The sequence below is a fragment of the Streptomyces glomeratus genome (genome assembly GCF_021462825.1).
Taxonomy (GTDB): Bacteria; Actinomycetota; Actinomycetes; order Streptomycetales; family Streptomycetaceae; genus Streptomyces; species Streptomyces glomeratus.
This window is the reverse complement of sequence record NZ_JAKEEB010000012.1, coordinates 15,271-29,667: the sequence shown is the minus strand read 5'-3', so window position 1 is coordinate 29,667 and position 14,397 is coordinate 15,271. Positions and strand designations below refer to the sequence as shown.

Sequence of the window (14,397 nt, the reverse complement as noted above, 5' to 3'; positions counted from 1 at the left end):
AGGCCGTCACCCGGGTGTATCCAGGAGGTATGCGCCTCCAGCCCCGCGGAGGTGTCGGTCGGACATGGCAGTCGAACCGGGGACTGGTGGCCATCCCGGTCGTGCTGATCGTAGCGATCACGGTCGCCGACATCCTTGCGCCGCAGAGCATCCACCTGGGGCCGTTGCTCGTGGTCGCGCCCGCGATCACCGCCTCCTTCGGCGGCTCCAGGCTCACGGCGCTGATCGGAGCGCTCGCCGTGGCGGCGCTGGTGGCGATCTCCGTCATCCGCACCAGCATCTTCACCTCCAACCACGAGAGCCAGCTCATCGCACTGGTCCTGATCTCCTCCTTCACGGTGCTGTTCTGCCGCCTGCGCGAGCGGCACAGCGCGGAGCTGAGACAGGTACGGTCGGTGGCCGAAGCCGCGCAGGAGGTCGTCCTGCACCCGCTGCCCGAGCAGATCGGCACCCTGCGCATCGCCAGCGACTACCGGGCGGCCACCGACCAGGCGCGCATCGGCGGTGACCTGTACGCGGCCGTGCGCACCAGCACCGGGACCCGCATGCTCGTCGGAGACGTCCGGGGCAAGGGCCTGCCCGCCATCGAGGAGGCGGCACTCGCGCTGGGCGCGTTCCGCAGCGCGGCCCACCGCGAGCCGGCGCTTGCCGCGCTGCGGGCCGAACTGGATGCCGTCGTGGACTGGAGCCTGTCCCAGCCCAGCAGGGAGGGCACCGACGCGGAGGAGTCCTTCATCACGGCCGTCCAGGTCGACATCCCGGACGACGAACCCGTCATCCGGATCCTCAACTGCGGGCATCCGCCGCCGATCCGGCTGCACGACGGTCATGCCACCGCCCTGGTGCCCCGGCAGTACGGCGCTCCCCTCGGCATGGGTCTGCCGCAGGCCCCGAAGGGAACCTTGGACACCTTCCCCTTCGACCCCGGCGACACGCTGGTGATGTACACCGACGGCGTGACCGAGGCCCGTGACCGGGAAGGCCGTTTCTATCCCCTCACCGACCGCCTCGCGGCCTGGACGGACACCGGGTCCCCCGACCAACTCGTCGATCGGCTCCGCGACGACGTCGTCGCGTTCTGCGGCGGCACCCTCGCCGACGACGCCGCCGTGGTCGTGGTGCACCGTGAGCCGGTCAGCGGCGATCAGGAGTCACCCGGCGACAGCCGGCCGACCCTCCGCCCCTCCATCGCGCACCGGACTCTGTGACCGCAATCGAGACGGCTGTCCATCCATGATCCGGACTTCGTTGTCCGGTGTCGTTCGAGGTTGTCCCGGGTGGGCCAGGTCGGCACGGTGGGCGACTGGAGCGTTCACTACTCACCCATTGCAACGACCGGACGTCACCGTTGCATTACTGGTAAGTCCGTTGCAACGATCTCACGCTCGTGAGCTGCATATATGCCTATTCCGTGCAACGAGCTGCTTGTTGGTGAGTGGAAAGCAACGTAGCGTTTCTGATGTCAGAAACAAGGAACGAGCACGGGAGAGCACAATGCAGAAGTTCGACACCCCCGCCCCGATCTCCGCCGTCCTGGACATCCCCGCCGGACGCATCCAGTTCATCGCCGCAGACCGCGCCGACACCACCGTCGAGGTCCTGCCCGCCAACCCCGGCAAGAGCCGCGACACCAGGGCCGCCGAGCAGACCACCGTCGCCTACGCCGACGGCGTCCTGCGGATCACGGCCTCGACGCCCGACAAGCAGCTCTTCGGCCCCTCCGGATCCCTGGAGATCACCGTCCAGCTGCCCGCCGGCTCCCGCATCCAGGCCAAGACCGCCGGCGCCGAGCTCCGCGGCGTCGGACGCCTCGGCGACGTCGCCTTCGAAGGCGCGTACCGCCAGATCAAGATCGATGAGGCCGCGAGCGTGCGCCTCACCGCGATCGACGGCGATGTCGAGGTCGGCCGGCTCAACGGCCCCGCGGAGATCAGCACCACAAGGGGCGACATCCGGATCACCGAGGCCGTACGCGGCACGGTCGTGCTCCGCACCCAGTCCGGCGACATTTCGGTCACCGCCGCCGCCGGCGCCTCGGCCACTCTGGACGCCGGCACCGACTACGGGCGCGTCAGCAACGCCCTCAAGAACGGCGGCACCGCCCAACTCGACATCCGCGCCACCACCTCCCGCGGCGACATCATCGCCCGCAGCCTCTGAACGAGCAGAGCCAGGACCATCCGGCCGGGCCCATCGGTGCAGGGCCCGGAGAGGTCGTACAAGACGCCCACAAGAAAGCGACCAGGTGGAACACATGATGAAGAACAGCACTTCCCCGACCGGTTCCAAGTGGACCGGCATGGTGCCGGTCGACGACACGGCCCTGGCCGTCACCGACACCGGCGGCCCCGGAACCCCCGTGGTCTACCTCAACGGCCAGTTCGCCACCCAGGGGTACTGGCGGCGGGTCATCGCCGAACTGGGGACGGGGTGGCGGCACATCACCTACGACGAGCGGGCCCGCGGCAAATCGAAGCGTTCGGCGGACTATTCCTTCGAGGCGGCCGTCCGGGACATCGATGCCGTTCTCGCGGCCAGAGGTGTGGACCGGGCACTGGTGGTGGGCTGGTCCTACGGGGCGGTCGCCGGGGCTCACTGGGCCAACCGGAATCCCGGGCGTGCCTTGGGCGCGGTCCTCGTCGACGGCGCGTTCCCGTACGACTGGCTCGACGAGGCCATGGAGCAGCGGATCCGGAAGCTGTTCCGGAGGATGAGCTGGTTCCTGCCGCTGCTGCGCCCGACGGGCCTGGCCCCGCGGATGACCGCCGAACAGCAGGCGAACAGCAATATCGAACTCGGCAGGCTCTCCCGCGAGAGCGAGCTGGGCCCCGTGCTGGACAACATCACCGTCCCGGTGCGGTACGTGGTCGCTTCGGGGACGTCCTTCGGAAGCCGCGGTGACGAGCAGGAACGGATACGCAGCAGCCTCGATGCGGTGACCGCCGGCAACCCGAACATCCGGATCGGCGCGAAGGTCGCCGGCAACCACGGTGCGATCCTCAGGAAGGACTTCCCGGCCATCGCCGGTGCCGTACGCGAGGTGGCCGCCCTCGACCGCGGCGGGCGCCGCTCCGGTTGCGGTGCTTGACCGGAGAGACGGGTGACCTCCCGCCGCGCGCCGGCTTGCGGCGGGACTCCTGCACGGTGAGCCGCCGGTTCATCTGCCGGCGGAGGTGTCGTCGACCGGGTCGACTGCGCGCAGCAGGTGCTCCGTCCTGGCGACCCGGCCGTGCTCGGCGAACGCCTGCTGTTGCGTACCTCGAGTCAGCGCACCCTTCCGCGCGGCTTCAGGGGTACGGGCGGCAGTTCCGGTGCGGGCAGGGGATCACCGTCGTAGCCCTTCACCTCGCCGAAGCGAGAGCCGGTCATCCAGTCGGCACGGGCCTGCGCGATGTCGTCCTGGGTACGCCCGATGAAGTTCCACCACATGATCAGCTCCTCCTCGAACGGCTCACCGCCCAGGAGCATCACCCCCGCGTCCGACTCCGCGCGCAGGGGTAGTTCTGTGCGGCCGCAGCCCAGGTAGAGCATCGAGCCCGGGAGAACCGGAACGCCGTCGACGTGGACCTCACCGGACATCGCCAGCACCGCGTACTCGAAGTCCGCCTCCAGGGGCAGTCGTACGTCCGCGCCGCGCGCCAGGGCGAGATCGGCGCCGACGATCGGCGTGAACGTCGTGCCCGGGGACCGTGCGCCGTCGATCTCACCCAGGATCAGGGTGGCCCTGAGGCCGGAGGCCGTGACCACGGGCAGCTCGGGGTGGTGTTCGAAGCGCGGTTCGGTGTGCCGGTGGCTGTCCGGCAGGGCCACCCACAGCTGGGCACCGTGCAGGAGGCGTGCATGGGACCGCGGGCTCTCCTCGGAGTGGCTGATCGCCCTTCCCGACGTCATCAGACCCAGCTGGCGCGGGCGGATGGTCTGGAGGCTGCCCGTCGAGTCACGGTGCAGCACCTCGCCCTCATGCAGCCAGCTCACGGTCTGCAGCCCCATGTGAGGGTGCGGGGGAACCTGCATGCCGGGCTCGTCCGCGATGTCGTCCGGACCGTAGTGATCGACGAAACACCAGGCGCCCACCATGCGGCGGCCCAGGTTCGGCAGCAGCCGGCGGACCTCCGTCGACTCACCGAGCCGGACCCGGCGCGGACTGAGGAGCTCACGCACGGGTTCCGTCACCACGAACCCCCGGCCACCGCACACGGCGGGCACCGCCTCGCGATCAAGATTGCTCATGCCGCCCAACCTAGCCCTGTGGGCACATCGACGTCAGTCCACCCACCCGCCCGTCGGGGCGCTCTTTCCGTCGAGACTCCCAGCGGCCCGGCCGCTCCGCACCAGTGGTGGAATATTCAACCAACACGAAGGGTTGTGCGGGCCGTAAGGAGGCCAGGAGTGGAAACGACGTACTACGGCCACGGGTCCGCCTCGGAGCGCTGGGAGCGGGCCGGGAAGTTCTTCGACGCCAAGGACTACGCCGCGGCGGCGCAGGTCCTCAAGGGGCTGGTCGAGGAGGTGCCGGAGCAGACCGGGCCACGGCTGCTGCTGGCCCGCGCCTACTACCACTCCGCCCAACTGCGGCGGGCGGAGGCGGAGTTGCGCGGCATCGTGGAGCGCGACCCGGTGGAGCACTACGCCCGGCTGCTGCTCGGGCGCACGCTCCAGCGCCAGGGGCGCGACGAAGAGGCCCAGCCGCATCTGCGGATCGCCTCGGCGCTCGTGGGCGACTTCGCGGACGTGTGATCCCCGGCAGGCCGGACCTCGACGGCCCGTGCCCGGTCCCGCCGGGCACGGGCCGTCGTGCACGTGGCGGTGCCGGCGGTGCCGCGGGACGGCGCGGCACCAGCCCGGCGGCACCCGGCCCCGCCGGCGTCGGCAACGGCGCCGCGGCAACGTGGCCGGGCAGTGCGGGGCTTGTGCCGTGCGCCCCGCGGACGCCGAACGGTCCGCGCAGGCCCGTGCCCAGGCTCTGTGCTGGGATCGCCGCCTTGCCCGAGATCTCTTCGTGCGGGACGGCCGCCCGCACCTCGGGCGCACCGGGTGGAGCACCTCGCCCACCGGCTCACCCGCCCGCGCCGCCGGGGTCCGGCGCTGTGCCGTGTCGCTCCGCTCCGGCATCGCGTGGCGGATCAGGCTGTCCGGCCGCCGTAGGTGCGCCTGCCGCGCCGGTGGTCGATCTCACCGAGGACGACGTCCACGGCGATGAAGGCCGCGAGCGGAATGCCGAGCAGCGGTACGAAGTAGCCGAGGACCGCGACGGCCGCCATACCGGGGACGAGGATCTGTGGCGGGACCTGCTGCCAGGCGCCGCGCGGGACCGGCCGCCCGAACGCGCCCGCCCGGCCGCGCTGCCACCACATGCGGTAGCCCCAGACGATCAGCAGAACCAGGCAGAGGGAGAGGGCCATGAGGGCGAGCTGGCTGACGATGCCGAAGAGCACGCCGGTGTGCAGGTCGATGCCCCAGCGGGTGAGTTTGGCGAGCACCGGGTAGTCGGCGAAGCGGAGGACGTCGGTGACCTCGCCGGTGGCCGGGTCGACGGCGACCGAGTCCTGCTTCTCGGGCCAGCTGCGCTGGATCTGCTTGACGACGTAGGTGGAGGACGCGCCGGCGGGCGGCACGATCTCCACCGGATCGGACAGGCCCTTGGCCCGGGCGGCCGCGAGGACCTTGTCGAGGCCCACGCCGTGCGCGCCGCCGCCGGCGGCCGCCGAGCCGTGACCGGCGTGCTCGCCGCCCGTGGAGGCCGAGACCGACGGGGTGGCCTGGTGGAGCGAGGTGCGCAGTTCGGCGATGGTGGCCCCGGCGTACGTCGACCAGGTCAGTCCGGTCGCGGAGAGGAAGAAGAACCCGGCCGCGGCCCAGACGCCGACCGTGCCGTGCAGCCGGAGCGTGCGACGGCGGCCGCTGGTACCACGCAGCCTGCGCCGGGAGCGCCGGCGCGCGAACCACAGGACGAGCCCGCCGCCCGTGATCACCCACAGCCAGCTGGCGGCGAGTTCGCTGTAGAGGCGGCCGTTCTCACCGAGGTGGAGGTCACGGTGGAACTCGTCGATCCAGGTCCGCAGCGGAAGGGCCCCGGTGGAGCCGTACTGCTCCAGCGCACCGCGCACCTTGCCGGTGTACGGGTCGACGAACACGGCCAGGGTGTGGTCCTTGCCGACGCCGGGGACACCGGACAGCAGCACCCTGGTGGGGGCGTCCTTCGACGGGGAGGGGCGCACCGCCGACAGCGTGCCCTCGGGATGGGCCTTGCGGGCGGCGGCGACCTGTGCGCCGATCGGCAGCTTGCCGTCGCCGACCGGAACGGTCAGCTCGTGCGCGTACACGATCTTCTCGGCCTGGAACGAGGCCGCGTACAGGAACCCGGTGACGGCCGCGACCAGCAGGAAGGGGGCGACAAGGATGCCGGCGTAGAAGTGCAGGCGCAGCACCATGGGTCTCAGCGGCGCCCATCCGGAGGGCTTGGGTGCGGCGGGCCCTGGGGCCTCGCCGGTCGCGGTCGGGGCAGCGGTGGTCATCGGCGGGGTTCTCCGGGGATCGGGGACGGACTGCGGTCGCGCGCCGGGGAGTCGGGCGTGACGGTCCAGTAGTCGGAGGGCCGTACGGGAGAGTTCCCGGCGCTGTCGGTGACGTGGACCACACCCCTGCGCCGCAACCGCATCCGGTCCTCGGTGACGTGCGCCACAGGAGCCTCGCGCCGACGGGACCGCCGCGCGACCCGCCTGTCATGCTGGCGCGATGGCATCCGAAGTCGCCCGCACCGGCCCCCATGACCGTCCTCTCGCCGAGCTGGTGGAGCAACTCCTCGCCTCCGGTGGCCCGTTGCCGATCGTCGCCGCGGGTGATCCGGTGCTGCGGCGTGGCACCGAGCCCTTCGACGGCCAGTTGGACCCCGCGCTCCTCGCGCGCTTCGTCGCCGCGCTGCGCGAGACGATGCACGCGGCGCCGGGAGTGGGGCTCGCGGCGCCACAGGTCGGGGTGGCGCTGCGGATCGCGGTCATCGAGGATCCAGCGCCGGTCCCCGAGGAGTTCCGGGTGGCGCGCGGGCGGGTGCCTCAGCCCTTCCGGGTGCTCGTCAATCCGTCGTACGAGGCACTCGGCACCGAACGGGCCGCCTTCTTCGAGGGCTGCCTGAGCGTGCCGGGCTGGCAGGCCGTGGTGGCCCGGCACGCCCGGGTGCGGCTACGGGCGCTGGACGAGCACGGAGCCCCGGTGGACGAGGAGTTCGCCGGCTGGCCCGCGCGGATCGTCCAGCACGAGACGGACCATCTGGACGGCACCCTCTATCTGGACCGGGCGGAGCTGCGCTCGCTCTCGTCGAACGAGGCGATGGCCGGCCGGTGGACGCAGCCGACGCCGGAACGGGCCGCCGCGGCACTGGGGTTCACGCTGCCGTCATGAGAGCCGCGCCGCCGGCCCGGTGCGCTGTGGTGCCGGGGGTGCAGTGGAAACGAAACGGTCGGCGCGCGGAGGGGAGCCGTGCTCCGCGGGCCCGGGGCCCGGCTCCCTCGGTGCGATACGGCCCGCCGGGTCAGCCCCGGTACGCCTCCAGCAGGCGCAGCCAGACCTCGCTGATGGTCGGGTACGAGGGCACCGCGTGCCACAGACGGTCGATCGGGACCTCACCGGCGACGGCGATGGTCGCGGAGTGGATCAGTTCCCCGACGCCTGGGCCGACGAACGTGACGCCCAGCAGCGTCTCGCTGTCCAGGTCGACCACCATCCGGGCGCGGCCCCGGTAGCCGTCGGCGTACAGGCCCGCTCCCGCGACCGACGACAGGTCGACGTCCACGGCACGGACCCGGCGGCCCGCCTGTTCCGCCTCCGCCAGGGACAGGCCCACGGCCGCCGCCTCCGGGTCGGTGAACACCACCTGGGGGACGGCCGCGTGGTCGGCGGTGGCGGAATGGGCGCCCCAGTCATCCGTCTCCAGAAGCGGGACGCCCACGGCGCGGGCCCCGATCGCCGCGCCCGCGATGCGTGCCTGGTACTTGCCCTGGTGGGTGAGGAGCGCACGGTGGTTGACGTCGCCGACCGCGTACAGCCACTCGCTGCCCGTCACCCGCAGGGTGTCGTCGACCGACAGCCAGGAGCCGGGCTCCAGGCCGACGGTGTCGAGGCCGATGTCGTCGGTCCGGGGCGCACGTCCGGTGGCGAAGAGGATCTCGTCCGCCTCGATACGGTCGCCCGCGTCCGTGACGACCACGACGGTGTCACCCTCGCGCCGGACCGACTCGACCGCGGTACCGGTGCGCACGTCCGCCCCCGCCTCCGTGAGGGCCTCGGCGATCAGTTCCCCGGCGAAGGGCTCCATGCGCGGCAGCAGGCCCTTGCCGCGGACGAGGACGGTGACCTGGGAGCCCAGGGCCGCCCAGGCCGTGGCCATCTCCGTGGCCACCACGCCGCCGCCCACGACGACCAGCCGCCCGGGCGCGGCCTTCGCGCTCGTCGCCTCCCGGCTGGTCCAGGGGCGCACCTCGGCCAGCCCCGGCAGGTCGGGCAGCAGGGCGCGGCTGCCGGTGCACACGGCCACCGCGTGCCGGGCGGTGAGCACCCGCTGCCCGTCGGGGCCGCTCACCGCCACCCTGCGGGGTCCGGCCAGCCGCCCGTGTCCCCGGTAGACATCGGCTCCGATGCCGTCCAGCCAGGTGACCTGGCCCTCGTCGTTCCAGTCCGACACCTCGTAGTCGCGGTGGGCCAGGACCGCGGGCACATCGAGGGGACCCTGCACCAGGGGGGCCAGGCCGGGCACGCGGTGTGCGTCCGCGCGGGCGATCACCGGGCGCAGCAGCGCCTTGCTGGGCATGCACGCCCAGTAGGAGCACTCGCCGCCGACCAGCTCGCTCTCGACGACCGCGGTGGAGAGTCCGGCCGCCCGGGTGCGGTCGGCGACATTCTCGCCCACGGGGCCCGCACCGAGCACCACGACGTCGTACGCGATGGATTCCGTTTCCGTCATGGGGCCAGTCTGGTTGTTGGTGTGCCGGCTCCGCCACACGGGTAGCCGCGCGGAATACATGACCACGACGCGCCGTTGTGGACAGCGGCTCAGCCCCGACATCAGGAAGAGGGAATCGCCATGAGCAGCACCGTGGAGCTCACCAAGGAGAACTTCGACCAGACGGTCAAGGACAACGAATTCGTTCTGATCGACTTCTGGGCGTCCTGGTGCGGGCCGTGCCGTCAGTTCGCCCCGGTCTACGAGAAGGCAGCCGAAGCGAATCCTGATCTGGTGTTCGGAAAGGTGGACACGGAGGCGCAGCCGGAGCTGGCCGCGGCCTTCGGCATCCAGTCGATCCCGACGCTGATGATCGTCCGGGACCAGGTCGCCATCTTCGCGCAGCCGGGCGCCCTTCCGCAGGCCGCCCTCGACGACGTCATCGGCCAGGCCCGCAAGCTGGACATGGACGAGGTCCGCAAGGCCGTGGCCGCGCAGCAGGAGAAGGCCGAGCAGAACGGCGAGTGACCTCGGAAGGGGCTCCACGCACGCTGGGCCGGCCCCCGCCGCGCAGCAGTCGCGGCGGGGTGGGGGTTCAGCTCGATGCGCGGTGCACGATCCGTGCCCCGAAGACCTGGCTCACCTCCGGTACGCCGACGGGCTCGCGTACGACGCGGTCGACCAGTTCCGCCAGCTCACATCCGGACGGCAGTTCGATATGCACGGTGCTGAGCCTCGGGCGCACCAGCCGGCCGAGGATCAGGTCGTCGGCACCGACCACGGCCGTCTCCCCCGGAATGTCCACGCCCTCGTCCTGCAGGGCGCGCATCAGCAGCATCGCGTACTCGTCGTTGTACGCGAAGACGGCGTCCAGGCCGAGTGAGCGCCAGCGCGCCGCGAGCCGGGCGGCGGACTCCTCCTCGTAGGCGAGCGGCAGTTCGGTGACGGTGGCGCCGGTGCCGCTCAGGGCGCGTCGTACACCTTTCAGCCGGGGCCTGGAGAGGAACTCCAGGCCGGGCTCCTCGGGCATCACCACGCCGACCCGGCGGCGGCCCCGGGCCAGCAGATGCACTCCGGCGCTGTGTCCCACTCCGTCATGGTCCAGAAGCAGGGCGTGGGCGCCGTCGACGCGCTCGGGCCCCAAGGTGAGGACGGCGCGGGCGCCGGAGCGTTTGAGGACGTGCACACCCTGCGGGCCGAGCCCGCCACCGGGCACAAGCACCGCGACCGGCCGCAACTCCGCCCAGGCGCGGGCGGCTTCGTCGCCCTGGAGGCCGATACCGCCGTACTGCACGACGGTGTAGTCCAGACGGCTCAGCGCCCACTGGAATTCGTTGATGAACTGGCTGTAGAGCGGGCCCACCGGCACGTTCGGGGCGGGCATCAGCACCATGCGGCTGTGCCCGGCGCGCAGGCTGCGGGCGGCCGCGTGCGGGACGTACCCGAGTTCCCTGGCGGCCTCCTGGACACGGCGGCGCGTGGGTTCGCTGATCCGTACGGCGCTGGTGTTGTTGAGGACGTACGAGACGGTCGCGCGCGAGACACCGGCCAGACGTGCCACATCGGCACTCGTCGGCACGGCGGGTGGTGCGGGCGACGAAGGGACGGGCTGTTTCGGTATCTGCACCATGACGTACCGCATCTTCGCAGAACGGCCACAGGCGCTGCCGCCGGGGGGTGCGGCCCGACGCGGCAACGCGCCTTTTCCCAAAGGAGGTTGAGCTTTCCGTTCCGGGCGGGCGGGTCACAGGTTACCGTGCGGTAGACAACGTCCCGCGGAGGTGCCCCCATGGCTTCGGACCGTACCGCCGGGGCGGCCGAGTGCGCCCGCGCGCTCGCCGCCGGCGAAGTGACCTCCCGTGCGCTGGTCGAGCGCGCACTGACCCGGATTCAGGCGGCCCAGCCCTCGCTGAACGCGTTCCGGGTGGTGCGCGCCGAGGCCGCGCTCGCCGAGGCGGAGGCCGCCGACCGGAAGCTCGCGGCCGGGGAGCGGGGGCCGCTGCTCGGGGTGCCGGTGGCCGTCAAGGACGACATGGACGTGGCGGGCGAGCCCACCGCGTTCGGCTGCCCGGGCGCGTTCCCCCCGGTGGCGGAGGACGGCGAGGCGGTACGGCGGCTGCGGGCGGCCGGGGCCGTGATCGTCGGCAAGACCAACACCTGCGAGCTGGGGCAGTGGCCGTTCACCGAGGGACCCGCCTTCGGCGCCACCCGCAACCCCTGGCATCCGGACCACACTCCCGGCGGCTCGTCCGGCGGGTCCGCGGCGGCGGTCGCCGCGGGCCTGGTGCCGGCCGCGCTGGGCTCGGACGGCGCTGGTTCCATCCGCATTCCGGCCGCCTGGACGCATCTGGTCGGCATCAAGCCGCAGCGGGGCCGGATCTCGACCTGGCCGCTGCCCGAGTCCTTCCAGGGGATCACGGTCAACGGAACGCTCGCCCGGACGGTCACGGACGCGGCGCTGCTCCTGGACGCCGCGAGCGGCAACCACGCGGGCGATCTGCACCGCCCGCCCGCACTCGAGGTCTCGGCGGCGGTGGGGCGGGACCCCGGCCGGCTACGGATCGCGCTCTCGCTGAGGCCGCCGTTCACCGCGGTGCCCGCCCGGCTCGACCCCCGGGTCCGGGCCTGTGTCCTCGCGCTCGCCGAGCGGCTGGCCGCCCTCGGGCACGTGGTGGAGGAGGCGGAGCCACGGTACGGGCAGATCGGGCTGACCTTCCTGCCGCGCGCGACCGCGGGCCTGGCCGAACGGGTGCGTGAGGTGCCCTTCCCCGAGCTGCTCGACCGGCGCACCCGCGACGCCGCACGGCTGGGCCGGCTGCTCGGCGGCGCTCCGCTGCGCGTGGCGCGGCGGGCGGAGGCGGTGCTGCACCGGCGTGTGGGAGCGCTGTTCGAGTCGTACGACGTCGTCCTCGCCCCGACGACGGCCGCTCCCCCGCCGCGCGTCGGCACGCTCGTGCACATGAACGGCTGGAACACCGATCGCGCGATGATCGCCGCCTGCCCGTACGCGTGGCCGTGGAACGTGCTGGGCTGGCCCGGGGTCAATGTGCCCGCCGGTTTCGTCGATGACGGGCTCCCGGTGGGCGCCCAGTTGCTGGGCCCGGCGCACAGCGAGCCGCTTCTGGTGTCGCTGGCGGCCCAGTTGGAGGCGGACCGGAGGTGGCACGAGTGGTGGCCGCCGCACCCTGCTGCCGCCGACGCGCGGGCCGCGTAGGCCCGTTCGGGCCGTACGCTGTGACCATGGACGATGCGTCGATGGTGGGTCTGATGGGGCGTGTCACCGGAACCGTCGGCCCAGGGCTGGTCGGCGAGGTGATCGTCCGTGTGCGCGGCGGTGCCGAGCACTTCCTCGCCTATCCCGCGGACGGGAAGTGCCGTATCGAGCGCGGAACGGTGGTGATGGTGGTGGAGCACCTTCCGCCGCGGACCGTGTACGTCGAGGCGGCGTACGGCAGTTGAGCGCACCTCTCCGCAGGTGAGAGGTGTACGCGTCAAGATTGCAACAAGGATCCGTCAGCGCCTTCACCCCCGCCTTGCGCAGGCGCACACTCCTTTCGTTCGGTGCCGACCGGCACCAGGCAAAGGGGGCGTTTGCCGATGGTCATCGGCGTTGTCGCGGGAACTGTGGTTCTCGCGCTGGCTTTCGTCGTTGTGGTCTTCAAGCTGATGTGGCGTGTCGCGGAGCCCAACGAAGCACTGATCATCTCCGGTTCGAAGCATCGGACCGAGGGTCTCGAGGAAGGCATGGGCTTCCGCATCGTCACGGGACGCGGCACGCTGGTGCTGCCGGGTGTGCAGGCGGTGCGCAGGCTCTCGCTCGACCTCAACGAGACCGAACTGCACGTGGACTGCGTCACCCACCAGGGCATTCCGCTGAAGGTGCGGGGCGTCGTCATCTTCAAGGTGGGCGACGACTTCGTGTCGATCGCCAACGCGGCGCGCCGGTTCCTGGATCAGCAGCGGCTGATGTCGGAACGGGTGCACAACGTGTTCGCGGGTCATCTGCGGTCGATCGTGGGCGGATTGACGGTCGAGGACATGATCCGCGACCGGGAGAAGCTGACCGGCCAGACCCGGGCCGCCTGCGGCACCGAGATGGAGAAGCTGGGTCTGATCGTCGACTCGCTGCAGATCCACGAGATCGAGGACCCGACGGGGTACATCCGGAACCTGGCCTCGCCGCACGCGGCGGCGGTGCAGCGGGACGCGCGTATCGCGCAGGCGGAGGCGAATCGTCTCGCCACCGAGGCCGAGCAGCAGTCGTTCGCGCGGATGGCGGAGGCGACCCGGGACAGCGAGATCCTCCAGGCCGGCTACCAGGCCGAGCGCGACAAGGCGGCCGCGAAGGCACGGCAGGCCGGTCCGCTGGCCGATGCCGCGGCCCGTCAGGAGGTCGTGGTGCAGGAGACCCGTGTCGCGGAGCTGGAAGCGCACCGGCGCGAACAGCAGCTCCAGGCGGACGTCCGCAAGCCCGCCGACGCGAAGGCGTACGAGAAGCGCACGCTGGCCGAGGCGGAGCGCGACGCGCGGATCTCGGCGGCGCAGGCCAACGCGAAGGAGACCGAGCTGGCGGCCGCGGCCGAGGCCACCCGGGTGAAGACGGCCGCGGGCGCCGAGGCCGAGGCGACCAAGACGCGCGGCTCGGCCGCGGCGCAGGCGACGCGCGCCACCGGTGAGGCCGAGGCGGCCGCTGCCCAGGCGAAGGGGCTCGCCGAGGCCGAGGCGATCCGCGCCCAGGGTCTGGCGGAGGCGGAGGCCATCAAGGCACGTGCCGCGGCCCTCGCCGAGAACCAGGAGGCCGTGGTGGCGCAGCAGCTCGCCGAGAAGTGGCCGGAGATCGTCCAGGCGGGTGCGTCCGCCTTCGGCAATGTCGACAACATGGTGCTGCTCAACGGCGCCGACGGCATGGGCGACGTGTTCGCCAAGGCTCTGACGATGGGCGGCACCGGCCTGGGGCTCGCGCGCCGGCTGCTGTCGTCGATGAACGGCGAGGTGACGCCCGCGAACGGCACGCCGGCGCAGGCGGCCGCCGGGCTCAACGGGGTCACTCCGCCGCGGCCGGAGAAGGTCACGGTGGAGAAGGACGAGGGCTGAGCCCGGGAGGCATCGGCCGGTAGGACACCGTGAGGCTGGGGGCGTACGGCGATCGGCCGCCGTACGCCTCACGCTTGCCCGGGTGCCGGGGACCGGGGCCCGAGTGCCGGCTGCCGGATGGCCGGGCGGGGCACCGGTCACAGACAGGTGCGCACGAGCCATTCGTCGGGGTTGTACGTGTCCCGCGCCGGGTCGGGAAGCGTGGCCGGCTTCTCCTCCACCATGTCCTGCGGGCGGATGCGCTCCGGCAAGGTGCCGAACCGGGCACGGCGCACGGTCTCCGCGGCGTCCGGGGCCTGCGAAGGCAGCTGTTGTCCCTGGGTCATCGGCGCTCTCCTCGCTCATGGGCTGACAGCGATACTGCCCCG

At 72.2% G+C, this 14,397-nt stretch carries 14 protein-coding genes; 9 read left to right on the top strand and 5 right to left on the bottom strand.

The genetic code is table 11. The annotated features are described in order from the left end of the window. Positions 1 to 29: 29 nt before the first annotated feature. From LZ604_RS16690 to LZ604_RS16680, 3 genes are all read left to right on the top strand, one after another. A complete protein-coding gene (locus LZ604_RS16690) occupies positions 30 to 1,208 on the top strand; it encodes a PP2C family protein-serine/threonine phosphatase (RefSeq protein ID WP_234515908.1) in 1,179 nt (392 codons plus the stop codon). Between the two features lie 286 nt (positions 1,209 to 1,494). Then, the gene (locus tag LZ604_RS16685) at positions 1,495 to 2,160 is read left to right on the top strand and encodes a DUF4097 family beta strand repeat-containing protein (RefSeq protein ID WP_234515907.1); all 666 of its coding nucleotides are present in this window, start codon (positions 1,495 to 1,497) and stop codon (positions 2,158 to 2,160) included. A 94-nt stretch (positions 2,161 to 2,254) separates the two neighbouring features. Beyond that, complete coding sequence (locus LZ604_RS16680; protein ID WP_234515906.1) at positions 2,255 to 3,088, top strand: alpha/beta fold hydrolase; 834 nt, start codon at positions 2,255 to 2,257, stop codon at positions 3,086 to 3,088. A gap of 176 nt (positions 3,089 to 3,264) precedes the next feature. Here LZ604_RS16680 and LZ604_RS16675 read toward each other — a convergent pair whose 3' ends face one another. Next, positions 3,265 to 4,230 carry a pirin family protein gene (locus tag LZ604_RS16675; RefSeq protein ID WP_234515905.1) on the bottom strand — a complete coding sequence of 322 codons (966 nt, stop codon included), beginning with the start codon at positions 4,228 to 4,230 and terminating at the stop codon, positions 3,265 to 3,267. Between the two features lie 159 nt (positions 4,231 to 4,389). Here LZ604_RS16675 and LZ604_RS16670 point away from each other — a divergent pair, with 159 nt between their 5' ends. Further along, the gene (locus tag LZ604_RS16670; protein ID WP_234515904.1) at positions 4,390 to 4,737 is read left to right on the top strand and encodes a tetratricopeptide repeat protein; all 348 of its coding nucleotides are present in this window, start codon (positions 4,390 to 4,392) and stop codon (positions 4,735 to 4,737) included. Between the two features lie 386 nt (positions 4,738 to 5,123). Here LZ604_RS16670 and LZ604_RS16665 read toward each other — a convergent pair whose 3' ends face one another. Then, the gene (locus LZ604_RS16665; protein WP_234515903.1) at positions 5,124 to 6,515 is read right to left on the bottom strand and encodes a PepSY-associated TM helix domain-containing protein; all 1,392 of its coding nucleotides are present in this window, start codon (positions 6,513 to 6,515) and stop codon (positions 5,124 to 5,126) included. Positions 6,516 to 6,735: 220 nt separating this feature from the next. Between LZ604_RS16665 and LZ604_RS16660 the strand changes: the two genes are divergently transcribed. After that, positions 6,736 to 7,398 (top strand): peptide deformylase, encoded by a 663-nt coding sequence (locus LZ604_RS16660; RefSeq protein WP_234515902.1) that lies wholly within the window; start codon positions 6,736 to 6,738, stop codon positions 7,396 to 7,398. 130 nt (positions 7,399 to 7,528) lie between these two features. Here LZ604_RS16660 and LZ604_RS16655 read toward each other — a convergent pair whose 3' ends face one another. Then, positions 7,529 to 8,956: a dihydrolipoyl dehydrogenase family protein gene (locus tag LZ604_RS16655; protein WP_234515901.1), complete on the bottom strand. Its 1,428-nt coding sequence runs from the start codon at positions 8,954 to 8,956 to the stop codon at positions 7,529 to 7,531. Positions 8,957 to 9,031: 75 nt separating this feature from the next. Between LZ604_RS16655 and trxA the strand changes: the two genes are divergently transcribed. Continuing rightward, complete coding sequence (gene trxA, locus LZ604_RS16650) at positions 9,032 to 9,463, top strand: thioredoxin (protein WP_372482152.1); 432 nt, start codon at positions 9,032 to 9,034, stop codon at positions 9,461 to 9,463. Between the two features lie 67 nt (positions 9,464 to 9,530). Here the strand turns inward: trxA and LZ604_RS16645 are convergent, their stop codons facing one another. Then, positions 9,531 to 10,577 carry a LacI family DNA-binding transcriptional regulator gene (locus tag LZ604_RS16645; RefSeq protein ID WP_372482151.1) on the bottom strand — a complete coding sequence of 349 codons (1,047 nt, stop codon included), beginning with the start codon at positions 10,575 to 10,577 and terminating at the stop codon, positions 9,531 to 9,533. A gap of 147 nt (positions 10,578 to 10,724) precedes the next feature. On the opposite strand from LZ604_RS16645, the gene LZ604_RS16640 reads away from it, so the two are divergent. From LZ604_RS16640 to LZ604_RS16630, 3 genes are all read left to right on the top strand, one after another. After that, entirely contained in the window at positions 10,725 to 12,149 is a 1,425-nt protein-coding gene (locus tag LZ604_RS16640) for an amidase (RefSeq protein WP_234515898.1), read from the top strand. A 26-nt stretch (positions 12,150 to 12,175) separates the two neighbouring features. Continuing rightward, positions 12,176 to 12,394 (top strand): NfeD C-terminal domain-containing protein, encoded by a 219-nt coding sequence (locus LZ604_RS16635; protein WP_234515897.1) that lies wholly within the window; start codon positions 12,176 to 12,178, stop codon positions 12,392 to 12,394. A 138-nt stretch (positions 12,395 to 12,532) separates the two neighbouring features. Further along, positions 12,533 to 14,029 carry an SPFH domain-containing protein gene (locus LZ604_RS16630; RefSeq protein ID WP_234515896.1) on the top strand — a complete coding sequence of 499 codons (1,497 nt, stop codon included), beginning with the start codon at positions 12,533 to 12,535 and terminating at the stop codon, positions 14,027 to 14,029. A gap of 137 nt (positions 14,030 to 14,166) precedes the next feature. On the opposite strand, the gene LZ604_RS16625 is transcribed toward LZ604_RS16630, so the two are convergent. Beyond that, positions 14,167 to 14,355, bottom strand: coding sequence for a hypothetical protein (locus tag LZ604_RS16625; protein WP_234515895.1), 189 nt, complete (start codon positions 14,353 to 14,355; stop codon positions 14,167 to 14,169). Between the last annotated feature and the right edge of the window lie 42 nt (positions 14,356 to 14,397).